The sequence below is a fragment of the Geotalea daltonii FRC-32 genome, assembly GCF_000022265.1.
Taxonomy (GTDB): Bacteria; Desulfobacterota; Desulfuromonadia; order Geobacterales; family Geobacteraceae; genus Geotalea; species Geotalea daltonii.
Window position 1 is genome coordinate 1,044,406 of record NC_011979.1, and the last position, 23,119, is coordinate 1,067,524.

Sequence of the window (23,119 nt, forward strand, 5' to 3'; positions counted from 1 at the left end):
TGGATTGATTTTTTCAGTCCGAATTTATATAGTGCATTGATGCCTGTACCTTGGGTGCAGGCAAATGGCTCCAAGTAACATTCACATCCGGTTCCCACCCGGAGCCGTGGAATTTGCCGGGCTTTGTATAAGGAAATGCCATGATTAAAAAAATACTTACCTTTCCCGATCCGGAACTGAAAAAGAAATGCCAGCCGGTAACGGTTATTAACGATAAAGTCAGGGAACTGGTGCGGGACATGGCCGAGACCATGTACGACGCGCCGGGAGTTGGGCTGGCCGCGCCACAGATCGGTGTCCATCAGCGGGTGGTGGTCATTGACGTGACCGGGAAGGACGAGCAGCCCCAGTTACTGGTTGCCATAAACCCTGTCATTGTTCATGCCGACGGCGAGGCCTATGAAGAGGAAGGGTGCCTGTCCATTCCTAAATATGCTGCCAATGTGCGCAGGCATGAGCGGGTGGTGGTGAAGGCCCTGAATCTGGAGGGAGAGGAAGTCACCTTCAAGGCCGATGGCCTTCTCGCCATTGCCTTTCAACACGAGATCGACCATCTGGACGGCATTCTCTTCATCGACCACATTTCGCCCCTGAAGAGGGAGATATTCCGGCGCAAGTACCGCCGTACCATGGAAGACCTGCAGGAGGCGGGGTAAATGCGGATAATCTTTATGGGGACCCCGGAATTTGCCTGCCCCACCCTGCAAAAGCTGATCGACCGGAAGGAGGAGGTCGTTGCCGTAATAACCCAGCCGGACCGTCCCAGGGGGCGCGGCCAGCAGACCTTGCCGCCGCCGGTAAAGGTGCTGGCGGAGCAGCATGGTATCCCGGTGATGCAGCCGGTCAAGGTACGGGTTCCCGAGGTGGTGGAGAGCATCCGCGAGCTGGCTCCCGATTTGATCGTTGTCGTTGCCTTTGGCCAGATCCTTCCCAAGAGTCTGCTGGACATTCCCCCATATGGCTGCATCAATGTCCATGCCTCGCTTTTGCCCCGCTGGCGGGGTGCGGCACCGCTCAACTGGTGCATTATCGACGGTGACACGGAAACCGGGGTCACCACCATGATGATGGATGTGGGGCTTGACACCGGTGACATGCTGTTAAAAAAAACAACCTCCATCGACCCGGACGAGAACACCCAGTCGCTGCACGACCGCTTGTCAATTATTGGCGCCGACGCCCTTGCCGAGACCCTCGATCTGCTCAATGCAGGGAAGCTGGTCCGGGAAAAGCAGGATGACGCCCTGACCTGCTATGCATCCATGCTGAAGAAGGAAGACGGGCTCATCGACTGGAGCAGGGACCCCCGGTCCGTAAAGAACCTGGTGCGTGGCATGACCCCCTGGCCGGGCACCTACACATTTCTAGACGGCAAAATGCTCAAGGTCTACCGGGTGAGAATTGCCGAAGGTGAAGGCGAGCCTGGGACGGTGATCGGTGCCGGCAGGCAGGGGCTGGAGGTTGCCTGTACCGGTGGAAGTGTCATCATCGAAGAACTGCAGCTGGAAGGCAAGAAGAGGCTTCCTGCCGGCGACTTCCTTGCCGGTTACAAGATCGCTACCGGAGCAAAGCTCGGGCATAAGGATGCAGCTTGACCAGTAAATTACCCCAAACTCCTCCCCGCAAACGTCTCTTTGTTGCGCTGATGGGGGTCACCTGTTTTCTGATCGTCGGCATCATTTACCTGTTCTGGTGGGTGCCGACCACGGGTCTGGCCAACATTCATCCGGATCTGCCACGTCTGGCCGGAGTTATATTCGCCGCACTTTCGGGAGTCGCCCTGTTCGGCACACTGCTCCTGGTTCTGACCACCGCTTTCGGGAAAGATATATTCTTTACCCGCTTCATGCGCGGCGTAGTCATCAAGTTCCTCCTGCCGGTCATAGAGTTCATCGGCACCATCTTCGGTATCGCCAAGGATACCATCCGCCAGTCCTTCGTCGCCATGAACAACAGCCTGGTCACCTCGCAACACCTGAAGGTTCGCCCGGACCGCATTCTTATCCTGCTTCCCCATTGTCTGCAGCTCTTCGACTGCGAGATCAAGGTCACCGGCGACATCAACAAATGTATCCGTTGTGGCCGCTGCGACATCAAAGGATTGGCCGAGCTGGCGCAGAAATACAACATCGACATTTCCGTGGCCACCGGCGGTACCCTGGCCCGCAAAGTCATCATCGAGAGAAAGCCGAAGCTGGTGGTGGCCGTCGCCTGCGAACGTGACCTCACCTCCGGCATCAAGGACTGTTATCCCCTGCCGGTGATCGGGGTCCTCAATGATCGCCCCTTCGGCCCCTGCTTCAATACCAAGGTGGATGTGGAAAAGATAGAAGAGGCGCTGAGATTGGTGCTGCCCTGATGTGCAGATGAAAACGAAACGTGTATTCCTGATCAATCCTTTTAATTCTGCGGTATTACTAGCAGTGCTTTTGTTTTTTCTCATTGCCTCTCCTGCTGTTGCTGCAGATAAAATCTCCGGTTATAAATCCATTTTTCACGTATGTCGAGACGAAGCGGGTAACCTGCAGCTGGCCATCCGCCAGTTCATACTAGACGGCGTCACTTATCTGCTCCTGGTAAATCCGCGCAGCCTGCAAACTTCCATTGTCCCGGCCTCCACTACAACTTCCGCATCTGCCGGCGAGGCGGACGCGGCAGCGCATTCCCCCTTTTCCACGGCACTGGAGCGTCTTACAGCACAACCCCGGTTGCAGAATGCCGGACTGACCCATGGGGAATCGTCCAAGAACGGGCTGTTTCTGAGCGTGGATCTATGTCCGTCGAAGAAGCCGTTCGAGCGTGAAATGTTCACTGTCGTGGCTGATCTGGCTGGAAAAACAGGCGGTCCCGTGCCGGTAGCTGTGGCAATAACCGGTTACTGGCTGGCCCATCACCAGGGTGAAATGGAGTGGCTCAAGGGGGAAATGGCCGGAGGCAGGCTGGCTATCACCTGGGTCAATCACTCCCACAGCCATCCCTATGATCCCAAAAAGCCGTTCAATCTGAATTTTCTGCTGACCCCAACGGTGGACTTCGAACAAGAAGTCCTGTCCACAGAGATGGCGCTGCTTGAAAACGGCCTATTGCCGTCGATATTTTTCCGTTTTCCGGGATTGGTGGCCGATGGCAGATTATTGAAAAAGTTGCGCCAGCTGTCACTGATACCGGTGGGGAGCGATGCCTGGCTTGCCAAGGGGGAAACTCCGACAAACGGCAGTATTGTCCTGGTTCATGGCAACGGTAATGAACCACAGGGAATAAGGAAGCTGCTGCCGCTCCTTCGCAGCGACAACCCTCCAAGGCTTCTGCCGCTCCAAGATGCTGTTGCCGGCAGTGCGCCCTAGCTAAATAAGTTCAGATATTGACTCTGATTTACGGATTATCCCATGCAATTTGCCGTCAAGCTTCTCCTGGCCAACCTGATTATCATCGCCTGCACCCAGATCGACAGGAAATTCCCCTCCCTGGGTGGACTCATTGCCACCATGCCGCTGACGAGCTTGCTGGTTCTCCTCTGGCTCTACAGCGACAACCCCGGCGACTCCAGATTGATGACCGATTACACCAGGGGCGTTCTCTGGGGGGTCATCCCGACCGTACTTTTCTTTGCCGTGGCCCTGGTTTGTTTCCGCCGCCAGTGGCCGCTGCCCCTCGTGCTTTCCGCTAGTTTCGCCGCCTGGCTGGCAGGGGCGGCAGTTCACCAGTGGCTGTTAAAATAGAAGGTTTCCATATGAAATATCTCTTCGCTGCATGTTTCATTCTTATTGCATGCTCCTGCTTCGCCGCCGAATCGGCTCCACGTTATGCAGTGGCCCAGCTGCCGACACCGGTGTTGAATACCCCCAATTTTGCCGCCGTTTTCGGTGGTCGTGACGGGCGCTCGCTCCAGACCGACGACTGCGGACTGATCCGGGCCATGGAGTTCATCGCCCTGCCGGGAACGGCATTCACCATCGAGGAAGAGCTGACGCGGGGAAAGCTGCGCATCTTCAAGGTTACAACTGCCGATTACCCCTACCGCAGCAAAACAGGCTATTACATCGACCGCCGGTTCGTCCGCCTGACGGACAAAAAGCCCATAGAGCGCTCCCGCCGGCTGCCATCGCGCCAGGCCATCATCGACGACATGCTTGCCGCCAGGGGGAGCCGCTATGTCTGGGGAGGGAATATCCGCCTGGGCATAGACCAGATGCACTCCTTTTTCAGCCCTGCAGGAACCATCAGTGCCGAAACAGCCGACCTCTGGCGGCTTAAGGGGGTGGATTGCTCCGGCCTTCTTTACCAGGCAACCAACGGTTTCACCCCCCGCAATACCAGCGAACTGGTCGGCTATGGCAGTCCGGTCCCCATCGCCGGAAAGGACATTGACCAAATCGCAAAGGAGGTCGAACCCCTTGACCTGATTGTCTGGTCGGGTCATGTCATAATTGTCCTGGACAGGGAAAGGACTATCGAAAGCCGCCTGGACTGCGGCGGTACCGGCGGAGGCGTGGTTGTTCGCCCGCTCCGCCAGGTGCTGGCTGGCATCATGAAAGCACGGACTGCCGTCAATGACTATGCCGAAGCAACAAAGCCAGGGAAGAAAGGCTTTGTTATCAGGCGTTGGTATCAAAGTTAATTCCCATCTGCCGCCTCCTACGCCTCTGCAGGCGCATCCCCATTGACAACCGGCGCTTTTCTTCTATAGTTGATTAACAAATTCACATTTTACTGAATGTTGATCGACATTTTCCAGCCATCACACCCGGCCATGACAATCCATTTTTCGGTAATGACCTATAATGTCCATAGCTGCATCGGCATGGACGGCAAAGTTTCTCCCCTGAGGATTGCCGAGGTGATCGCCCACTACGACCCGGACATTGTCGCACTGCAGGAACTGGATGCAGGTCTGACCCGTTCCGACCTGGTGGACCAAGCTCACCTGATCGCCAAGAGCCTGGAAATGTCCTACCATTTTCATTCCTCCATTCAGGTGGAAGAGGGGGAATACGGCAATGCCATTCTCAGCCGCTTCCCCATCCATCTGGTAAAAGGGGGGGCGCTGCCGACGCACCCGGTGAATAAAAACCTGGAGCGGCGAGGTGCCGTCTGGGCCGAGGTTGAACTGAAGGGGATACGGGTGCAGGTGGTGGCGACGCATCTGGGTCTTAACCGCCGGGAGCGCATGTGCCAGGCCAACGCACTTTCCGGTCCCGATTGGCTTGGGCACCCGGACTGCCGGCCTCCTGTCATCCTCTGCGGTGACTTCAATGCACTTCCCGGATCTTTCGTTTACCGGCACTTCATTCGCAGCCTCCATGATGCCCATCGCAAGGGAAGGGGGAGACGGCTGAAAGGTACCTGGCCGGTCCGGCTTCCCTTGATGCGCATTGACTACCTCTTCGTTACTCCTGATATCACGGTAAGACGCATCAGCGCCCACAGAACCCCGCTGACCATGGCGGCTTCCGATCATCTGCCGCTGGTGGCGGCACTGGAGCTGTCATGAGTATACTTAAGCCCGGAGTCAACTGCATGGGGATCTACAAGGTCCGGGAATCAGGTCTCCTGATCGATGCCTGTGACTATTACCGTGCCTTCTACCATGCTGCCCGCCATGCCCGGCACAATATCCTCATGGCCGGCTGGCAATTCGACTCGGAAGTGCGTCTCATCAGGGGAAAAGAGGCCCAGTTGGCGGATGGTGACGTGCGCTTTCTCGCCTTCCTCGAATCACTCTGCGAAAAGAACCCGGAACTGGAGATATACATCCTCGCCTGGGATTTCAGTATCTTCTTTTCACTGGAACGGGAATGGTTCCAGGACCTGATCTTCAACTGGTCCACCAACGAGAGGATTCATTTCACCTTTGACGGCAAGCATGCCGTCAATGCCACCCATCACCAGAAATTCGTCATCATCGATGGCCAACTGGCTTTCGTCGGTGGCATCGACATCTGTTCGGACCGCTGGGATGACCGTCGCCATCTGCGGCACAATCCGGAACGAAAAAATGTCGACGGCATCTCCTACGGCGCTTATCACGATATCCAGTCGTACCATACGGGCCCGGTAGTCAGGGAACTGCTGGGAGTATTTCAGGATCGGTGGGCCGAGGCAGGAGGGGAAACCATAGTCTTTCCCACGGTCAATGGGCATTTGCCAAAGGTCGACGGGGCTGCCCTTCCCCTGCCGGCAGGTTCCGTAGCAATAAGCCGGACCCAGGCCCGTGATCTGCTTGCCCTACGCGAGCAGATCCAGGAGATTCGCCGCTTGTTCATCGATGCGATCATGGCTGCCGATCGGCTGGTCTATATGGAAAACCAGTACTTCAGTTCCCAGGCGATTTTTTGGGCGCTGGTATCGAGGATGAAAGAGCGGCAGCGGCCGAAGCTTGAGATTGTCTTGATCCTGCCCGACAGGCTTCCTTTTACCGAAGAACTGTTTCTTGGCCTGCCCCAGATGAAGATGCTTAAAGGGCTGAAGGAGGTGGCCGCCGAGAACGGCCACCGTCTGGGGATCTATTCCACCGTCTGTACCGACAATGGCGAGAGAAACATGACTTTCATCCACTCCAAGCTGATGCTTGTGGATGACCGGTTCCTGACGGTGGGTTCGGCCAATGCCACCAACAGGAGTCTGGGGCTCGATACGGAACTGAACATGAGCTGGGAGGCGGAGGTTGGGGAGGGGAGGGAACTTGAAGAATCGATCCGCCGGGTGCGTATCTCCCTTCTGACCGAGCATTCGGCGATGTACGATGAAGGGGCGGAAAACAGACTGGGGCAGATCGAAGGGCTGGTGGATTATCTGGACTCGCTGGTGGATAATAAGGAGAGCCGGCTTTGTCTGTATCAGCCGGATCAGTCTCTGGAGGGGATCGGCTGGCAGGGGGCGCTGGAACCGGTGACCCGTATCGTGGATCCCGAGCGGCCCCAGGTGGAAGAATTCGTCTTTGAAAGCCTGTCAAGATTTGAAACAAGCAAGTTCACCAGAGGGATATTACTTCTGGGGCAGTGGCTGTCCGGTCTTTAACAGGATCAAAATAACTTCTTCATTCTATGAAACTCGAGCCTTTCCATTTGCCATAGAATACCACTTCCTCCAGCGGTTTTCTCTTCGGTACCTCCGTAATGGTGTCATGTGGATGACCTATGGGGATCAGTCCGACAATACGGATATTCTCCGGAATGTAGAGCAGTTCATGAAGCTTCCGTGCATAGAAAAGACCGACGAAAACACTGCCCAGGCCCAGTGAATGGGCGGCAAGCATGATGTTCTGGGCGGCAATGCCGGCGTCGGTCATATAATAGGGCTGCCCCCCCATCTCCCCCGATTGGGCCGGGTCGGCACAGAGAACGATGACCACCGGCGCCTCGGCAACGGCAGCCTGGGCAGGGTTGGTCTGGTAACCCCTGGGGGCGAAAAATGCCGCCACGAACGATAATTCGCTCAATTTTTTTCTGGTAGCAGCATCGGTGACGACGACGAATCGCCAGCACTGCATGTTGGCCCATGACGGCGCCATCCTTGCGGCATCGAGCACCGCGTGCAGCATGCCCGGTTCGACCGGCTTATGGGAAAACCTCCGGATACTGCGGCGGGTTTTTATGGCATCGAGGGTATTCATGGCGCACCCCTTGTTCGGATGTTTTTATAATTTTAGCGTAAATTGAATATACTGCAGTATTTCTCCTTTCGTTTGCAGCGGGGGTTGCCATGGCGCTGGCCAAAATGGAGCAGGTGCAGTATGCTGTATGGCGGATTGAATCACTCAGGGATTATATAGAACTCCTGGAGGAAACGCTGCAGTCCAACAAGCTGGCCATTTTTCGCGGTCAGGCCCATGATTGGCCGCTGGTGCCGAGGGTGGCGACGGTAAATCATCCATTGCCCATACTGGCAAACGAGAGGCTGATGTTCGATACCTTCTGCCGGGAGGCTTTCCCTTTTGTCCATCCCGAGCCGGCAAACGAGTGGGAATGGCTGGCGGTTGCCCAGCATCACGGGCTGCCGACCCGGCTGCTGGATTGGTCCACCAATGCATTGGGGGCGCTCTGGTTTACCGTCAGAGCCCCTTCGTCACCTGAAGAAAATGGGGTGGTATGGCTGATGATTCCCGACGAGCAGGATGTGGTGAAGCATCCCGACCACACCACTTCACCCTTTGCCGGTTACAGGACCGAAGTCTATCTGCCGCGGCATGTTTCGGGACGGGTTCGGTCCCAGGAAGGGGCCTTCACCGTTCACAAATACAGCGAGGAGACGGAGGAATTCATTCCTCTGGAGAAGAGTGGGGCCCAAAATGGAAAGCTGGTGAAGATACAGGTGCCTGGCAGCCGCTTTCCCCATGTCAGGTATGACCTTTATCGGTGTGGGGTCCATGCCGGTTCCCTTTTTCCCGATGTGACCGGCGTCGCCGAGAGGATTCGAAACCATTGCCTGCTGTTAGCCGATGAGCTGGACTTCCAGCCGAAAAGGGCTGTTGAGGTGAGTAGAACTGATTGAGTTTTTTTTCATATTACGCTGCAATATTCCCTCTCCCTGAGGGAGAGGGCCAGGGTGAGGGGGCATTGAGCAGGTGGGCACTGCCCCTCATCCGGCCTTCGGCCACCTTCTCCCATGGGGAGAAGGAAGCAGCAGTATCTAAAGGTAGTAATTCTCAGATGTCCTGTTAGTCAAAGTCTGAGTAGCGGAGGTTCCATGGACAACCTGCTTGCCGCCCGCACACTGATGGGGGTTTCTCTCGCCTTCCACATCATCTATGCCACCATCGGCATCGGTTTGCCGCTGATGCTGATGATCGCCGAAGGCATCTCGCTACGGAATGGCAATGATCTCTATCACCAGATGGCGCGCCGCTGGGTACGCCCCGCCGGCCTTTTGTTCGCCATCGGCGCGGTCTCGGGCACCATTCTCTCCTTCGAGCTGGGCTTTCTCTGGCCCAGGTTCATGGCCTTCAGCGGCGCCCTCATCGGCCTTGCCTTCACCATCGAAGGCTTCGCCTTTTTCACCGAAGCCATCTTCCTCGCACTGTATATTTATGGAGAAAAGCGCCTGTCGCGCCGGGCGCTCTTTTTCTGCACTATACCCATTACCGTTGCCGCCGCCGCTTCGGCAGTCTTCGTCATCAGCGCCAATGGCTGGATGAACACCCCGAGCGGTTTCAGAATGGTGGACGGCATGCCTGCAGATCTGCACCCGTTGCAGGCCCTGGCCAATCCGGCGTGGGCCCATGAGGCGGTACACGGCACCTTTGCCGCCTATGTGGCCACCGGCTTCGCCGTTGCCGGTGTCTATGCATTCTCCATCCTTCGCGGAACCGATACCGTTTACCACAAAAAAGCGCTGACCCTGGCACTGGCTGTGGCCGGCTTCTTTCTTCCCCTCATGTTCATCTCCGGCGACTGGGCGGCTTCCTTCGTGGCCAAACATCAAAAACCGAAGCTGGCGGCCATGGAGGCCCATTTTACGACCATGGCCGGCGCTCCCCTTGTCATCGGCGGCTGGCCCGATCCAGCTTCAGGGCAGGTTTTGTATGCCGTAAAAATTCCAAAGATGTTGAGTGTTCTGGCCCACCGGGAACCGAATGCGGTGGTGGAGGGCTTGGATGCCTTTCCTCACGGCACTGCTCCCGATCCCCGTCTGGTTCATCCGTTTTTCGACCTGATGGTCGGCTCCTTCTTCATCATGGCCGGCGTTTCCTGCTGGTTCTGGTGGCGCCGCTGGCAAGATAAAGCGATACCGGCAGGAAAAAGGCTTTTGCAGGCCGTCCTCATTGCTTCTCCCTTTGGCATGATCGCCCTGGAGAGCGGCTGGTTCGTCACCGAATTCGGCCGCCAGCCCTGGATCGTTCAGAAGCACATGACCGTGGCCCAGGGGGTGACCTCCCATCCGGACATTGACCTGGTGCTGGCGGCATTCGTCACCGTCTACGTGCTTATGTCCATCGGCCTGCTTAAGCTGCTGCTACGCCCCGCGGGTGAAAGAAGTGCGACCCGCAAGGAGAGCTTCAATGTTGACCCTTGAAAATATGGCCGCACTGGCCCTCCATCTCGGTCTGGTCATGTATGCCCTCTTCGGTGGCGCCGACTTCGGCGGCGGCATCTGGACCGCCCTGGCCTCGGGCCCCCGTGCCCGGGAACAGCGGGACAGCCTCTTTCTGGCCATCGGCCCGGTCTGGGAAACCAATCATGTCTGGCTGATCTTCATGGTGGTGACGCTCTTTACCGCCTTTCCCAAAGGATTTTCCATTCTTTTTACCGTCCTCCTGGTACCCTTCGTCATTGCCCTGATCGGCATCAATTTCCGCGGCGCCGCCTTTGCTTTCCGTCATTTCGGCAAAGAGATCGGCCAAGACGTGCCACTAGTGGCGCGGACCTTTGAGATTGCCAGCATTCTCACCCCATTTACTCTGGGCATGGCGGTAACCGCCATCGCCTCGGGAAGAATTATTCTCGCCGATGACCTGGTCCAATTGACCCTGTGGGGATGGATCTCCCCCTTCACGCTGGTCGGGGGGCTGGTGGGGATGGCGGTCTGCGCCTATCTGACTCCCATATACATGACCGTGCGCACGGTGGGGGAATTGCGGGATGATTTTAGACGGCGGGGGATGGCGGCTGCCCTTGCTCTCGGGGTTATAACAACCATGGCGGTACCCGTGGCCATGGCCGATGCCCCGCTTTTTGCCCAGAGACTGCTGCGGTCATGGCCGCTGGTCTTCGTTTTCCTGGCCGTTCTCTCCGGCTTGACCACCCAAATGCTGCTCTGGCGGCGGCAATACCTGGCGGCCCAGATCATGGCCGCCGGCACCGTGATCCTCACCATAAGCGGATTCTCGGCGGCCCTTTATCCCGACCTGATCATCGGGCAACTGTCCATAGCCGCGGCTGCTGCGCCGCCGCCGACACTAAAGGCTTTTTTGACCGTGCTCCCTCTCGGGGCACTGATTCTCGTACCGTCACTGGTGTATCTCTACTGGACCTTCCGGGGAGAGCCGGACCCCCATGCACCGCCGGGAAAGGGCAACCGCTGAAGCCCGCTCAAATTCCCTTTCAGTTAATGGTGATCCTTCCCGCTTTGCCCAATTCTCCTTCAACGGCATATCTGCACGCGCCAAACAGCTCCATAACCCAGAGGTTGGTCAACAGATGCCGCGTTACCGCCGAGGTGGTAAAGGCAGAGCGCTCCCGGCACAGGGCCAGGTAGAGGATGATCTGGTCCGCCAGGTGGGGGTCCATGGCAGCACCCGTCTCCACATGCTCCAGTAGCTGGTTTGCCGCTTCGGTAGCGACGGTCTCTGCCGGTTTGCCGGGCGCCCCCAGAGCCTGAAATCCGGCGAGGCCGTTTTCTTCTTCCAGGCGGAGAAAGACGAAGGAGCCAGGGCCGTAGGCTTCCACCCTGATCCGCTCCACCTCCACCGGGCAGGGAAGCGGCTTGAGAAGCTCCATGGCCCGTTTCTTCTGCCGCTCGGCAATGTTGTCGGGCAGGTTGCCCACACCCGAACAGCCGGTCACGTGGCGGATCGCGCCGCGTACCGTCGCCTCGAGGGGGGACAGTTTTTCCGTCCTGAACACTTCCACCCTGACCTTACCCCCTCCACGAGGGTAGAAGCCGTAATGATCCCCGTGAATTCGGATGGTGCATCCGAGCTTTTTAAGCGTCGGGGCAAAGACCTGGGCCAGGTATTCGCCAGAGGGGCTGAAGGGGACATTGGTGCCGCCGGTGACGGTAATCGTCGAGTCACGATGGGCAAAGAGGAGCATGGGAATGACCGTCTGCAGCACCAGGGAGATTGATCCGGCGGTGCCGATATCGAAGCGGAAACTGCCGCCGCTGATGGTACGGGGGGCAAAGGTGATTTCCATGGAGCCGGATGCATCGCCGCTGACCTCCGCATTGGCAACGGTTTTGGCGGATTTCACCGCCATCAGGTGCTGGGGCTGAAGGCCGGGTTTTTTCCTGGCCGCCCTGATGTTGACCATGCGGAAAGGCTGGCCTCGGATCGCCGAGAGAGCCAGCGCGGTGCGCAGGATCTGCCCGCCCCCTTCGCCATGGCTGCCGTCGATGGTGATCATGGTCCCTCCATAAATGTCGGGAAATCGGCTCCTTGGTAAAAGTGTAACATGGCCTGCGGGAACGGCTGGCATTCAAAGGAGGTAATGGTTATTGATGGTCGGATTTCTTTCCCCAATCGACGCTCATTGCATACTCCATGCAGCGCCTGAAGATGTCGTAGTTGAAATGGGGCGGGACTGGATTGGCCGAGTCCCGGTCGGTATTTTGCCGGTCAAAGATTCGGAGGTCGGAGAGGTAGGGACGGTAGGGTTCGATGAAGCGGTTGAAGAGCTCCTCGGCAGGGCTCGGTTCATATCTTGTGTCTTGGCCGTAGGTGATTTCCAATCCCCTTATGTTGAGGAACCTTTCGCAGTATTCTGCCAGTTCTTCGGTTGTGCTGGGTTGTCCATTGGTCAGATGGTAAATGTTGTCAGTATTGGCTGCTTCAATAATGGCGAGAGTGGCAGCTACGAAATAGTCGACCGGGATGAGGTTGATGCTGCCCGGCTGTTCCAAAGTCAGCCTTATGGGTAGATGAAGAATGCCCTCGCCGCCAAGGCGGATTCCATGGCCGGCTGACTTCATGCCCCCATTGTTCCGGATGTCGTTCAAGTAAATATCCCTGATGGCGGCCAGGGACCTCACATGGTGATAGATGGCGTTGAAACGGTTGGCCCGGCCGCTTCGGGAATCGCCATAGACAATTGAGGGCCGGACGATAGTAAAGGGGATGCCGCAGGCACGGCAGCTATCGGCAATCCGGCGTTCTGCCATGGCCTTGGTCTCTTCATAGACGTTGAAGAATTCCGTGGATGATACCGGCCGCTCCAGACAAAGGCCGGGACTGATGCCGGTGCTGTAAGCGGTGCTGACGTAGTGGAAAGCGGAAGCCTTGCAGTCACTGGCGAAGAGTAGGAGGCTGTTGAGGCTGGTCACATTGGCAGCCAGTGATTGACCCCGATTGCGATCGGAAAAGGTGGTGTCCGATGCGCAGTGGATGACCAGGTCCGTCTCGGCGCACAGGGCCTGGTAGCGCTTTTGTTCAAGGCCGCACCGGAGTTTGAGGAGATCCACTTCCGCCAGTTCCAGGTGCGAGCCTGGATGCTGCAGGCCAAACCACGCCAGTGTGGTGACGATCCGCTCCCCCAGGCTTTTGCTGCCGGCAGGCCTGCCGAAGACGATCAGTCGATCACCCCGCTTGAGAATTGCGGCCATGAGGTGACTGCCGAGAAACCCCGTTGCGCCGGTGAGTACGATGGTGCGAGGTCTCTGTTTCATGATTGATCCTGGGAATAGAGGAGGTTTTCCTTTCTGCAGTAGCCCTGGTAAAGGATATAGCGGAGCGGCGTTATGGTTCCGGTTTGCAGGGCACTATTTTCAATCATTGCCCCGGCGGCCATGATCGCTTCCTTTGCCCGATGGATTTCATCGGCGCTGGTCTGGTCGGCATAGTAGTCGTATTCCATGACGCACCGCTTGCCGTTGTCCACCGGAGTGATGAAGCCGAGGCTGTTCTTCAGCTGGTGGCTGTCTGCAATCTCCTTCAGGGCCGTTACCATTTCGCTGATCAGTTGAGGCTCCAGGGGCAGATAGATGACGATGGGGAAAAAGTGCCTGTCCCGGCCGATCCGGGAACTTGTGATCCTGAACATGTTGAGCCAGACAAGATCGGTCAACTCCGGGCGGGAGTAAAGCTCCTCGAAAAAAGGCCTCAGTTCAGGGTCCAGGTCCTGTACAAGTTGACCTGGGGATGGGGCAAGGGCCGCTTCAGCAAGTTCGGTGAAGCCCCTGATTTTCAGGTAGGAAAACGGTTCATCTTCGGTGAACTCGGCGATCAGATCCAGCCAGCGGGCGGAGGCGAGGGATGGAAGGCCGAGGGTGAGGGCGGTGACCAGGCGCTGGTCGAATAGGGGCAGCCCCATTTCGCCGATGGCGGCCATTGAGTATTTGTCGCCGATCACCAGGACCATGCAGGCCATGCCCAGTTTGTCAGCGAAAATTTCCTTGACCTTCACCGCCAGTTCCCGGGTCGGCGAGATAAATGCCGAGACATACTCAAGGTCGAGAATGCCCATGGCCAGGCCGATGCGCCTCGTGGCACACTCCCGGGAAAACCCGATTGCCTGTTCCATGGTTGCAAAAGGGACCAGGATCCCCGTCTCATCGGCAGTTTTCGGGTGGAGTTTTATGGACAAGGCAGTGCAGATGCCGGGCGCCTTCTGCTCGACCCTGTCGAATGCATAGAGATTGGGGGCTGCCTTGTCATTCAGGGAAAACAATGATCCGTCGCTGCCGACGAACTCCGCATCAACATAGTTGTCGGCTGCGGTGCCGTAGGTGGCGGAAAAGAGCGAGAAGAGGCCGGAGCAACTGGTGCTGCCGCAGACGGCGGCTGCCGGCTCAGCCACATGGACCCGGTAACCGCGCCGGGAAGCCTCACGCTGCAGATCGAATGCCGTGACCCCTGGTTCAATTCTGGCCAACCATCGCTTTTCATCGAAAACGATCCCTTTCATCCGGCTGAGGTCGATGACCACCCCCTTGCCGAGGGCCAATCCGAGAATATTGGTGCCGTTGCCCCGCGCTACCCAGGGAATGCCATTCCCATTGAAGAGCGTTATGAGGCAGGCTATTTCTTCCCGTGTCTCCGGCATCACCACGTAGTCGGGCATCTGTGGCTTTGCCATGGGGCAGGGGTCTGTAGAATAGGTGACGGCAACGCCTCGGTCACCGGTAGCCCAGTTATGGCCCACGATCTCCTGCATCTCTCGCAAGAGGAAAGTTTCCTTTTCCTTTAAGATGGGGTTACCTGCTGCAACATGTTTTTCCACCAGCGTTTTCAATGCCCTCATCACCTTTGTCGGGCGCATTTCCGTGACGAAATAGCACTGGTAATCGCATTTTCCGCACAGGTTGCAGCTGTCTGCCGCCTGGACGCATTTTTCAGTGACAGGGATTTTTCCGTCGGCGAGGGCCGCATAAAGGAGCATCCTTCCCTGTGGATAAAAGGTCACGTAATGCCGTTCGAAGCCTGAGGCACAGACTCCGGTCCCAAGAAAGTCGATCTTGCACATGGCATACTGTCGGCAATTGGCGGCGATGTCCCTGGCGTTGTCCATCAGACCCCCTTCCGTTCGAGTCGTAGCGGCATCGTATCTTTGACCGCATAGCCCATGTACATCACTTTCGTGCATCTGCCCTCGATGAGCTGTAGCCGCAGGGCCAGGTCCTTGTAATTCCATTCGCCCCTGGCACGGCGGCGCAGGTAGCTGAGGGTTCTGATGGGAGAGGTGGCCGGCTTGATGCCGCGATGTTCCCTCCAGCCCAGGTGACTTTTTTCCAGGAGCATTTTCAGTTCCTCCGGTTTGATGAATTTATTCCAGGTGTGCAGCTCGGGTGGCATCACGGCCCAGCGTTTCCATTTCTGCAAAACACCGATGGCCACCAGCCAGCTGGCGAGCGTGCGGTTAATGGTGTCGTAGCAGAAGATGCCGCCGGGCTTGAGAACCCTGGCGATCTCGGCCACCGTTCTTGTCTGGTCCTGCACATGCTCCAGCACGTCACAGCAGAACGCCACGTCGAACGAATTATCCGGGAAGGGAAGATTCTCGCCGACTGCCTGCAGATACCCTATGGAGAGCCCCCCGGCTTTGGCGTGATCGGCGGCAACCTGCAAGGCCGCCGCCGAAGGATCGATGCCTGTGGTCGTAAAACCCAAGGCCGCTATTTCTTCAGAGAGAATGCCTCCACCGCAGCCTACTTCCAGTGCGGTTCCCCCTTGCCGGCCATGCAACCGCTCGCGGAAATAGTTAATCCGCACAGGGTTGAGCGCGGTCTTCAGCATGTAGAGCGCCGAACGGGGCTGCCACCATGGATCCCGGTCAAAAATCGCCATGTCTGCAGGGGCTTCTGTCCTGCCTTGAGTGTGGGACACATGCCTCATTTTCAAAAGTATAGCATGTGATTTTTTTTATTAAATGTCGGCCTGCTTTACAGGGAAACTCTCCCTCATTGGTAAAAAGCTCGCGAAATCAGGGTAGAGTGGATGGTACGGGATATGAAATACGTACACATACTCAATAATCGGAAGAGTTGTTTTACGATCGACCGGCAGGCTGCAGCCGGCGGTTGTGCCGGTGCGGCGGGCTTTAGGGTGGGTTTTTTACCAGGATTGGCTTGTAAGCCATTCCGACGTCGCTGTCGGAGGAATTTACAGAGTTTGGCATTCAACTGTCGACGACACTGGTGGAGGTATGACATGAACTGGTTTGACTTGCAGGTTGTTACCTTTCTCAATGGCTTTGCCCGGCAATCTTGGCTCTTCGATAAGACGATGAACATCTTTGCCGGTAACATCATGTTCAAGGGGGGGATTGTCATTCCCCTGCTCTGGTGGCTTTGGTTTCGCCGGGACAAGGGTGCACAGGACAAGGCATACCTGCTGTCTACCCTGGCGGTATCGTTCCTGTCGTTGATGGTTGCCCGGCTGCTGGCGCTGGCGCTCCCTTTCCGGCTGAGGCCGCTGCACAACCCCCAACTTGACTTCACCCTTCCCTTTGGCACAAGGCCAAGTTCCCTGGAAGGATGGAGCGCCTTTCCCAGCGATCATGCTGCCCTCTTCTTTACCCTCGCCACAGGCATTTTCCTGCTGTCCCGCCGGGCCGGCATCTATGCCTATCTCCATGCTATTTTCATCATTTCCTTTCCCAGGGTCTACCTGGGGCTGCACAATGCCACCGACATCCTTGGCGGCGCAGCCATCGGCATAGCTATTGGATACCTGGTGCACCTGGATCGCCTGAGGCAGCTGACCGCCTCCCACCTGCTCAAATGGGAGGGCGCCTGCCCGGGTCTTTTTTATGCCTGCTTTCTGGTCATCAGCTATCAGATGATCTGCATGTTCGACCCGTTGCGCATACTGGGAAGCGAATCCCTGTTAATGGTCAAGCATCTGATCAAAGAGGCCGTGTTCACCGCCTGGGCGAAATAACCTCTTACCCTCTGACCTGCAGGACGATCTTCCCGCGGGCGTGATGTGACTGGCTTAGCATCTGAGCATTCCGGGCTTCTTCAAGGGGAAGGATCTTGCCGACGACCGGTTTTATATCGCCTGCTTCCACAAGTTCGGCGATCTTGCCAAGCTCCTTGCCGTCCGGGTGCATGAAGAGGTAGCCGACCCTGACGCCTGTTTGCTCAGCCAGTTCATGGTCCGGCTGTTCCAGGATGGAGACCATGGCCCCGTGCTGCTGTCTGAGTACCTTGAAGCTTTTGCGATAGGTTTCACCGCCGATGGTGTCGAAGACAATGTCGTAATCGTGGAGCTGCAAGGAAAAATCTCCCTTGGTGTAATCGACGATCTGATCCGCCCCCAAGGACCTGACGAAATCAACATGTGCGGAGCTGCAGGTGGCGGCAACATAGCAGCCCTTGCTTTTTGCCAGCTGGATGGCGAAGGAGCCGACTCCGCCGGACCCGGCGTGGATCAGCACCTTGTCATCCTTTTTCATCCTGGCAAAATCCACCAATGCCTGCCAGGCCGTGAGCCCCACCAGCGGCACCGCTGCCGCCCCCTCAAAGGAGATGTTTGCCGGTTTCATGGCCACGTATTTCTCGTCAACGGCCACATATTCAGCATAGGTGCCGTTCCTGGCGATATCGGTCCGACTGAAGACCTTGTCCCCTCTCTTGAATTTCGTGACTTCGGGGCCGGTGTCCACCACTACACCCGCCGCATCCCAGCCGAGGATAAGGGGAAACCGGTGGTGCAGCATATCCTGAAGGTAGCCTTCCCGTATCTTCCAATCCACCGGATTGACGGAGGCCGCATGAATTTCGATCAGCACATCCCTTTTCGTCACTGCCGGCTTCGGCAGGTCCATCAGCTGGAGCACCTCAGGTCCACCATATTTTTCAATGGCAACAGCTTTCATGGCTATTTCCTCCCGGCACTGGAGAATGAACATCCTCTGAAAAGTGTAGCAACTACTGGAAGGAATGAAAGGCCGGCAATCAGTGTCTGCGGCGGTGGAGCGCCTCTTCGACCGATTTTTTCCGGGGGCCGTCGAGGCGCCCGGATGCGAGCAGCTTTTTCAACTCGGCGGTATTCAAACCGGGGAGGAAGAGGTCGAACCAGATGAGCGGCGTTCGCTGGTTCTTGAGAATGGCGCCGATTATATTGGGGCGGGTTTTCCAGCGGGGGTGGCGTGCGATCATGGAGATGTTTTCGGCAGTGGCCCTGGCGCTGCTCAGGAACTGAAAAATGAAGGCCTCCTTGATCTGTGGGTTTGAGAGACATATTTCCACGACCTGGGGATCTCCTTCCCTCAAAAGGGCCTCCAGGACGGGTGCCGTGCCGCGGCGGGCGAGGGTCAGCTTGTTGCCCAGGGGAGTGGTGGGGATGCGCTGGATGACGGCCCGTTCCGCAGCCAGTTTCTGGTCGGGAGTGACGCCGGGGAGAAAACAGACAGCCACCAGCTCGAAAAGATAAAGGTGCGGCAGCAACATGGTGACGATGGTGCCGGGGGTGTTCGGGTTTTTCACCAGGGCCAGCTTCAGGTTGTGGCTCTCGGCGGCGAGCGGCAGTTTGTGGATGGCCTTGATCAGGTCCTCAGGCAGGTCACGCCGTTTCAGGAGTGTCAGCAGGTGGGCTTCATCCAGCGCCGGATTGCGCAGAGCCGCTCGCAGCACCTCAATGGAGGGCGATTGCAGCACCAGGTACAGCTCATCCTTGCCGGCGGTCAGGGCACTATGCAGCTGGCGGGATGAAGCTGGATCAAGGATATGTTTTTTTTCAGAGTCTTCCATCAGGGGTATCGCTATTTAGCTCAGGTTCCCAGATTCGCCCCAGTCATTTTTCACAAAACGGCTACCTCTGGAGAGGTAGCCGTTTATAACCTGATATACAACAGGTCTCAGTACATGCCCTGCCAGTTATCTTCTGTGTTCGCCGTTGCCCCCGTCAGGCCTTCCTTCGTGCCGTTGTGGCTCTGATCTTCCCTCTTGGCGCTGGTTTCTGGGCTGATAATGCCGTTGTTGCTCCTGCCTTTGGGGTTGCTGGGCCTGGGGTTGCGGTTGCTGTTGAATGCGAGGTTGTCTTTGTTGATACTGTACTTCCGGCCTCTGATATTGCTGTTGCATTTCCTGTGGCTGTCTCTGTCGCTCCATTCTCCGCGGCTCTTCTTTTCTCGGTTGAGGAGCTCTCTGCTGTTCTACGCTCTGCTGCCGGTGGCGCTGAACCTCAGGTCTTTGCAGGTATTGCCTTTGCCTTTCCTGTCTTATTTCTACCCTCTGCTGTCTCGGAGCGGGCCGATAGCTTTGAACGCCCCAATTTCCGTGCCTTTCCCAATAACGAGCCTTATTCCAGCTTTTCCAGTTTTGCTGAAGTTGGCCGTGGGGGATCCGCTTGTATTTCCACCGGTGCCCATACCAGTTACGGTCTCTGTAGTATGTTCTCCAACCCGGGTCTACATCGTAGTAGAAGCTTGGTACGCTGTTGTAATATACCCAGCCCCTGTTATAAGCACGTGACCTATACCAACGGCCATCCCATGGCCTCCACCACCAGCCGTTCCAGAAAAACAGTTCATCCTCAACATCGGGAACAACGTAAACACCTGTGGTTTCGGGAATCACCAGCACCTCAGGAGGTGACGAAAAGGCGATTAATGGCGGCAGTGAAATTCCCACATTTACATTTATCCCTGCCATTGCCGGGATAGGCACCGCAATTGCCAGTGCCAAGAGAATGGCTGCTAATACTGATTTTTTCATTGTCTTGCCTCCGTCCAATGTCTTTGGTTCCCAGAACAAGTGAGTTACCCCATGCTGCGCAAGCTGTTTCAGTAAGCATTTCTGCTGTCCATCATAGTACTACCGTAAGGCTTTAGCCATTATTATTTGACAAGCAGGTGCTGCAAGGTCGGGTCACGTCACAGCGCGTCAGCGCCTTTGTGTCGACGCCTTGTTAGCCGTTTATTGCTTGCTTCTCAACTGCCTCAACCCGAAATACTCTCCAGCGGCGTCAACACTGTCGATATTACTCATCACCCCATATTCAGCTTTTGGAGGTTTTCCAGGTTTGACAAAATAATAGCCGACATCCATTTGCGGTTTGAAGACTGTCTTCTTATTGCCTGTTACGACCTCAAATTTCCACGCATATATCCATGAACAGAAATTCCGGCTTTTTGAAGCTTCTGTTCCTCGCCTCCCAAGAGGCAACAACTGTTAATTATTGCTATTTTATTGCATAAATATAATTCTTTTTGCAATTTACAGAAATCACTGGTAGTGTCGCTCCTGGTCTCATGCTGTGAAGCACCATAATTTGCTTTCATCAACGGAGACGATAAAAACATGGGGCTTCTCTGAAGGCTCCAACGGGGAGGTGTAGAGGCAGGCATATGATTTGATGGACGAAGCGATTGTTAACATCATCATTTAATGGAAAAGGAGAACAAAGCATGGGGAAATTTTTAGTTCTAGCTGCTGTTTCATTTGCATCAGTGACCCTGATGGCTGCCAGCCAGGTCCAGGCAATAACCTATCAGACCCCACCCGTTTCAATGACTTACCATAATGGCGCGTCAAGCCAGGCCACATCGGTAAAAACCGATTCTCAGGGTAACATCTATGAAGCAGTAACCTCCATGGGTGAAAACGGCACGATCGTAAAGTTTACACCAGACGGGCAGACCGCCTGGACGGTGGATTTTGATCCCAGCAACCCGAGACCCGCAGACAAGATGGGCAATTTTGTCACCAGCACAGGGATCGCTGCTGTTGCAGTTGACCGGAACGACAATATCTATGCCGTAGGAGAGTCCCACAACGGGATTGCACTCGATTGCCTGCTCAAGAAGTACAACGCCGACGGTACCCTGATCTGGCAGACCAGGTACAGTGTCCCCCAATCGGGCACCATCATCGAAGATCAGTACTGCCATGACATCACAGTCGACAATGCAGGAGACATCATTGCCGGCGGAACTTCGTTAATCTTCAACGGAACAAATTATTCAGGTTACGGCAACCAGATTTTGAAATGGGATGCAAGCGGAAAGCTGATTGGAAAGTTCAATTTGAAAACCAACGGAACTGCGGCTTGCGGTCCAGCTACCCCCTGCCAGTCCCAGATCATGAAAGTTGTTACCGATCTGAATCAGAACATCTACGCCATAGGGAAAATGGGTGGCGTATATGCCAATACGACATATTATCGCAAGTTCAGCAAAGACCTAATGCCTCTTGCCAATCGTTATGCATATATCAATAATAATCTAAAAACCACTGCAATTGCGGTGGATACACAGGGCCATGTGTTCGGTAGCGGCTATGAAACTGTTTACAGTCCAACTAGCGGCCATAATGCTGTTTATCGCACGATGAATGTTTTCGATTCGAATCTGAACATGCTGTGTGACGACAAAACGTATGTGGGGTTGCTGACGCAGTATACGGATCCCACTCCTTATGGTTTCAATGCCATTGTTATCGGGCCGGACGAAAAGGCTTATCTGGCTGGAAGCCAGGACAAAAGTTTTGCCGTGATGGCATATAATGCACAGTGCCAGCCCCAGTGGCTGGACGCTGCCGGGAATCCTGCCCTCCTGAAAGCGCAGGTGGACTCTTCGGATTTCAGCAATGCAGTCACAATTGACAACAACAACAATCTGATCATAGCCGGCCGGAAGTCCGACCAGGTGGCTACTGATGCGGTTACCGTAAAGTTCGCACCAGTGGTGACACCAACATCGTCCGACTTGGTTATTTCAGCTTTATTCGCCCCGAGCGCCCTAAAAACAGGACAAACTTTTAACGCGGGGGGATACTTGAGAAACCAGGGCGACGGACCAACGGGTGATGCTGTTTCAGGTGCCCACTGGCTTGGTTTATATCTCTCTACCGATAACATCATCAACCGGCAGGATATCCTGTTGTGCCGCACCCCGGTTATCGCCCAGGCCGGCAGCCAAACACTGACATATCACTGCGAAGGAACCCCTCCGGCCAACCTCCTCACAGGGACATACCATGTAGGCGTGATTACCGACGACGGCAACTTGATCTCCGAAACGGACGAAACCAACAACACCCATTCCGAACAATTGCAGTACACGGCACTGCCCGATTTGGTCGTTGTAAGTGGCGCTGCTCCGGCAAGCGCAGAAAATGGGCAACAGATTACTGTGACCGCCACCATCAAGAATCAAGGGGCTGGAGCAGCCATTAGTACAACGGCAGGGATATACATCTCTTCGGACAGCGACTTCGCAATGAGCGACTCGCCGGTCTGTAGCGCCGCAGTTGGTACCCTTGCACCAGGTGCGTCACAAGAAGTGTCTTGTACAGGGACCATCCCTATGAATACTTATGGCGGAAAGGTCTATATCGGTGTTCTGGCCGATAACACCAATGCTGATGAAGAGACCAATGAAACTAACAATAGTTGGTCACAGGCTTTTAGTCTTACCGCACTTCCTGACTTGGTGATTTCAATGGCAGTCAGCCCTGCAACTGCGCAGAGAGGTGAGCAGATTACAGTTAGCGGAACAGTCTCTAACCAGGGGTACGGGGCAACAGGTACGCAATACTCAGGTTATTATTTTGTGAGCATGTACCTTTCGCAGGACAATGTGATTACTTCGACAGACACAGCACTTTGTAGTGTTGGATTCGGAACTACGCCTGCCAACACTACTATACCATTTAGCTGCACTGCTACGATCCCCGCATCCATTGCTGCCGGTAACTATTATGTCGGTTTTGTTGCGGACAGTTATGGAAACGGTGTGGTTGAATCCGACGAGACGAACAATAATAAGGTCAATGCAATAGCAATTACACAGTAGCATCGCCTTTTAGACGGCAAAAATGGGGCATGACGTTAACATCATGCCCCATTTACTTTTCCTCTATTCGGCGCAACAGGTGTATAAGTGGTGTCAGGCTTGGGTGTATAAGTGGTGTCAGGCTTGCAATTGTGCAAGTTGCTGCGATAGCTGTTGCTTCAGCATAGGCGGAGTACCCTTATTTTCCAATGATTTTTACAGGCGATTATCTCCAGATATCGTAGCCG

The 23,119-nt window shown here is 55.7% G+C and carries 21 protein-coding genes; 13 read left to right on the forward strand and 8 right to left on the reverse strand.

The window, feature by feature from the left end:
- Nucleotides 1-140: 140 nt before the first annotated feature.
- The 8 genes from def to GEOB_RS04770 all read left to right on the forward strand — a co-directional run bounded on the left by def (nucleotide 141) and on the right by GEOB_RS04770 (nucleotide 7,017).
- A complete protein-coding gene (def, locus tag GEOB_RS04735) occupies nucleotides 141-656 on the forward strand; it encodes a peptide deformylase (protein ID WP_012646042.1) in 516 nt (171 codons plus the stop codon).
- Complete coding sequence (gene fmt / locus GEOB_RS04740; protein ID WP_012646043.1) at nucleotides 657-1,595, forward strand: methionyl-tRNA formyltransferase; 939 nt, start codon at nucleotides 657-659, stop codon at nucleotides 1,593-1,595.
- 50 nt (nucleotides 1,596-1,645) lie between these two features.
- Entirely contained in the window at nucleotides 1,646-2,359 is a 714-nt protein-coding gene (locus tag GEOB_RS04745; RefSeq protein WP_049764407.1) for a DUF116 domain-containing protein, read from the forward strand.
- A gap of 7 nt (nucleotides 2,360-2,366) precedes the next feature.
- Entirely contained in the window at nucleotides 2,367-3,344 is a 978-nt protein-coding gene (locus GEOB_RS04750; RefSeq protein ID WP_012646045.1) for a polysaccharide deacetylase family protein, read from the forward strand.
- A 42-nt stretch (nucleotides 3,345-3,386) separates the two neighbouring features.
- A complete protein-coding gene (locus GEOB_RS04755; protein ID WP_012646046.1) occupies nucleotides 3,387-3,719 on the forward strand; it encodes a DUF3147 family protein in 333 nt (110 codons plus the stop codon).
- 11 nt (nucleotides 3,720-3,730) lie between these two features.
- Nucleotides 3,731-4,618, forward strand: coding sequence for an NlpC/P60 family protein (locus GEOB_RS04760; protein ID WP_012646047.1), 888 nt, complete (start codon nucleotides 3,731-3,733; stop codon nucleotides 4,616-4,618).
- Between the two features lie 96 nt (nucleotides 4,619-4,714).
- Nucleotides 4,715-5,491 carry an endonuclease/exonuclease/phosphatase family protein gene (locus GEOB_RS04765; RefSeq protein ID WP_012646048.1) on the forward strand — a complete coding sequence of 259 codons (777 nt, stop codon included), beginning with the start codon at nucleotides 4,715-4,717 and terminating at the stop codon, nucleotides 5,489-5,491.
- A complete protein-coding gene (locus GEOB_RS04770; RefSeq protein WP_012646049.1) occupies nucleotides 5,488-7,017 on the forward strand; it encodes a phospholipase D-like domain-containing protein in 1,530 nt (509 codons plus the stop codon). The genes GEOB_RS04765 and GEOB_RS04770 overlap by 4 nt, the downstream gene beginning before the upstream one ends.
- A gap of 19 nt (nucleotides 7,018-7,036) precedes the next feature.
- On the opposite strand, the gene GEOB_RS04775 is transcribed toward GEOB_RS04770, so the two are convergent.
- Nucleotides 7,037-7,612 carry a nitroreductase family protein gene (locus GEOB_RS04775; protein ID WP_012646050.1) on the reverse strand — a complete coding sequence of 192 codons (576 nt, stop codon included), beginning with the start codon at nucleotides 7,610-7,612 and terminating at the stop codon, nucleotides 7,037-7,039.
- 89 nt (nucleotides 7,613-7,701) lie between these two features.
- On the opposite strand from GEOB_RS04775, the gene GEOB_RS04780 reads away from it, so the two are divergent.
- The 3 genes from GEOB_RS04780 (at nucleotide 7,702) to GEOB_RS04790 (ending at nucleotide 11,020) form a co-directional block, all read left to right on the forward strand.
- The gene (locus GEOB_RS04780) at nucleotides 7,702-8,490 is read left to right on the forward strand and encodes an FRG domain-containing protein (RefSeq protein WP_012646051.1); all 789 of its coding nucleotides are present in this window, start codon (nucleotides 7,702-7,704) and stop codon (nucleotides 8,488-8,490) included.
- A 195-nt stretch (nucleotides 8,491-8,685) separates the two neighbouring features.
- Nucleotides 8,686-10,011: a cytochrome ubiquinol oxidase subunit I gene (locus GEOB_RS04785; RefSeq protein WP_012646052.1), complete on the forward strand. Its 1,326-nt coding sequence runs from the start codon at nucleotides 8,686-8,688 to the stop codon at nucleotides 10,009-10,011.
- Nucleotides 9,998-11,020 (forward strand): cytochrome d ubiquinol oxidase subunit II, encoded by a 1,023-nt coding sequence (locus tag GEOB_RS04790; RefSeq protein WP_012646053.1) that lies wholly within the window; start codon nucleotides 9,998-10,000, stop codon nucleotides 11,018-11,020. The genes GEOB_RS04785 and GEOB_RS04790 overlap by 14 nt, the downstream gene beginning before the upstream one ends.
- 19 nt (nucleotides 11,021-11,039) lie before the next feature.
- Here GEOB_RS04790 and rtcA read toward each other — a convergent pair whose 3' ends face one another.
- The 4 genes from rtcA to ubiG all read right to left on the reverse strand — a co-directional run bounded on the left by rtcA (nucleotide 11,040) and on the right by ubiG (nucleotide 15,937).
- Complete coding sequence (rtcA, locus tag GEOB_RS04795) at nucleotides 11,040-12,062, reverse strand: RNA 3'-terminal phosphate cyclase (RefSeq protein WP_012646054.1); 1,023 nt, start codon at nucleotides 12,060-12,062, stop codon at nucleotides 11,040-11,042.
- Between the two features lie 88 nt (nucleotides 12,063-12,150).
- Nucleotides 12,151-13,320 carry an SDR family oxidoreductase gene (locus GEOB_RS04800; protein ID WP_012646055.1) on the reverse strand — a complete coding sequence of 390 codons (1,170 nt, stop codon included), beginning with the start codon at nucleotides 13,318-13,320 and terminating at the stop codon, nucleotides 12,151-12,153.
- Complete coding sequence (locus tag GEOB_RS04805; RefSeq protein ID WP_012646056.1) at nucleotides 13,317-15,161, reverse strand: FAD-binding oxidoreductase; 1,845 nt, start codon at nucleotides 15,159-15,161, stop codon at nucleotides 13,317-13,319. The genes GEOB_RS04800 and GEOB_RS04805 overlap by 4 nt, the downstream gene beginning before the upstream one ends.
- Nucleotides 15,161-15,937 carry a bifunctional 2-polyprenyl-6-hydroxyphenol methylase/3-demethylubiquinol 3-O-methyltransferase UbiG gene (gene ubiG, locus GEOB_RS04810; protein WP_012646057.1) on the reverse strand — a complete coding sequence of 259 codons (777 nt, stop codon included), beginning with the start codon at nucleotides 15,935-15,937 and terminating at the stop codon, nucleotides 15,161-15,163. Before ubiG ends, GEOB_RS04805 begins: the two co-directional genes overlap by 1 nt.
- Nucleotides 15,938-16,300: 363 nt before the next feature.
- On the opposite strand from ubiG, the gene GEOB_RS04815 reads away from it, so the two are divergent.
- On the forward strand, nucleotides 16,301-17,032 hold the full coding sequence (locus GEOB_RS04815) for a phosphatase PAP2 family protein (protein WP_012646058.1): 732 nt from the start codon (nucleotides 16,301-16,303) through the stop codon (nucleotides 17,030-17,032).
- A 4-nt stretch (nucleotides 17,033-17,036) separates the two neighbouring features.
- Here GEOB_RS04815 and GEOB_RS04820 read toward each other — a convergent pair whose 3' ends face one another.
- From GEOB_RS04820 to GEOB_RS19220, 3 genes are all read right to left on the reverse strand, one after another.
- Nucleotides 17,037-17,972 (reverse strand): NADP-dependent oxidoreductase, encoded by a 936-nt coding sequence (locus GEOB_RS04820; protein ID WP_012646059.1) that lies wholly within the window; start codon nucleotides 17,970-17,972, stop codon nucleotides 17,037-17,039.
- A 79-nt stretch (nucleotides 17,973-18,051) separates the two neighbouring features.
- On the reverse strand, nucleotides 18,052-18,846 hold the full coding sequence (locus GEOB_RS04825) for a hypothetical protein (RefSeq protein WP_012646060.1): 795 nt from the start codon (nucleotides 18,844-18,846) through the stop codon (nucleotides 18,052-18,054).
- A 126-nt stretch (nucleotides 18,847-18,972) separates the two neighbouring features.
- Complete coding sequence (locus tag GEOB_RS19220) at nucleotides 18,973-19,812, reverse strand: hypothetical protein (RefSeq protein ID WP_012646061.1); 840 nt, start codon at nucleotides 19,810-19,812, stop codon at nucleotides 18,973-18,975.
- Between the two features lie 692 nt (nucleotides 19,813-20,504).
- On the opposite strand from GEOB_RS19220, the gene GEOB_RS04835 reads away from it, so the two are divergent.
- Nucleotides 20,505-22,892 carry a CARDB domain-containing protein gene (locus GEOB_RS04835; RefSeq protein WP_012646062.1) on the forward strand — a complete coding sequence of 796 codons (2,388 nt, stop codon included), beginning with the start codon at nucleotides 20,505-20,507 and terminating at the stop codon, nucleotides 22,890-22,892.
- Nucleotides 22,893-23,119: the final 227 nt, after the last annotated feature.

Excerpts from the sequence above, each read along its gene's own strand:
- GEOB_RS04815 (WP_012646058.1), top strand. The coding sequence starts at position 16,301 with ATGAACTGGTTTGACTTGCAGGTTGTTACCTTTCTCAATGGCTTTGCC.
- GEOB_RS19220 (WP_012646061.1), bottom strand. The coding sequence starts at position 19,812 with ATGAAAAAATCAGTATTAGCAGCCATTCTCTTGGCACTGGCAATTGCG.
- GEOB_RS04805 (WP_012646056.1), bottom strand. The coding sequence starts at position 15,161 with ATGGACAACGCCAGGGACATCGCCGCCAATTGCCGACAGTATGCCATG.
- def (WP_012646042.1), top strand. The coding sequence starts at position 141 with ATGATTAAAAAAATACTTACCTTTCCCGATCCGGAACTGAAAAAGAAA.
- fmt (WP_012646043.1), top strand. The coding sequence starts at position 657 with ATGCGGATAATCTTTATGGGGACCCCGGAATTTGCCTGCCCCACCCTG.
- GEOB_RS04755 (WP_012646046.1), top strand. The coding sequence starts at position 3,387 with ATGCAATTTGCCGTCAAGCTTCTCCTGGCCAACCTGATTATCATCGCC.
- GEOB_RS04745 (WP_049764407.1), top strand. The coding sequence starts at position 1,646 with ATGGGGGTCACCTGTTTTCTGATCGTCGGCATCATTTACCTGTTCTGG.
- GEOB_RS04790 (WP_012646053.1), top strand. The coding sequence starts at position 9,998 with ATGTTGACCCTTGAAAATATGGCCGCACTGGCCCTCCATCTCGGTCTG.
- GEOB_RS04780 (WP_012646051.1), top strand. The coding sequence starts at position 7,702 with ATGGCGCTGGCCAAAATGGAGCAGGTGCAGTATGCTGTATGGCGGATT.
- GEOB_RS04825 (WP_012646060.1), bottom strand. The coding sequence starts at position 18,846 with ATGGAAGACTCTGAAAAAAAACATATCCTTGATCCAGCTTCATCCCGC.
- GEOB_RS04770 (WP_012646049.1), top strand. The coding sequence starts at position 5,488 with ATGAGTATACTTAAGCCCGGAGTCAACTGCATGGGGATCTACAAGGTC.
- GEOB_RS04765 (WP_012646048.1), top strand. The coding sequence starts at position 4,715 with ATGTTGATCGACATTTTCCAGCCATCACACCCGGCCATGACAATCCAT.
- ubiG (WP_012646057.1), bottom strand. The coding sequence starts at position 15,937 with ATGGCGATTTTTGACCGGGATCCATGGTGGCAGCCCCGTTCGGCGCTC.
- rtcA (WP_012646054.1), bottom strand. The coding sequence starts at position 12,062 with ATGATCACCATCGACGGCAGCCATGGCGAAGGGGGCGGGCAGATCCTG.
- GEOB_RS04820 (WP_012646059.1), bottom strand. The coding sequence starts at position 17,972 with ATGAAAGCTGTTGCCATTGAAAAATATGGTGGACCTGAGGTGCTCCAG.
- GEOB_RS04775 (WP_012646050.1), bottom strand. The coding sequence starts at position 7,612 with ATGAATACCCTCGATGCCATAAAAACCCGCCGCAGTATCCGGAGGTTT.
- GEOB_RS04800 (WP_012646055.1), bottom strand. The coding sequence starts at position 13,320 with ATGAAACAGAGACCTCGCACCATCGTACTCACCGGCGCAACGGGGTTT.
- GEOB_RS04785 (WP_012646052.1), top strand. The coding sequence starts at position 8,686 with ATGGACAACCTGCTTGCCGCCCGCACACTGATGGGGGTTTCTCTCGCC.
- GEOB_RS04835 (WP_012646062.1), top strand. The coding sequence starts at position 20,505 with ATGGGGAAATTTTTAGTTCTAGCTGCTGTTTCATTTGCATCAGTGACC.
- GEOB_RS04750 (WP_012646045.1), top strand. The coding sequence starts at position 2,367 with ATGAAAACGAAACGTGTATTCCTGATCAATCCTTTTAATTCTGCGGTA.
- GEOB_RS04760 (WP_012646047.1), top strand. The coding sequence starts at position 3,731 with ATGAAATATCTCTTCGCTGCATGTTTCATTCTTATTGCATGCTCCTGC.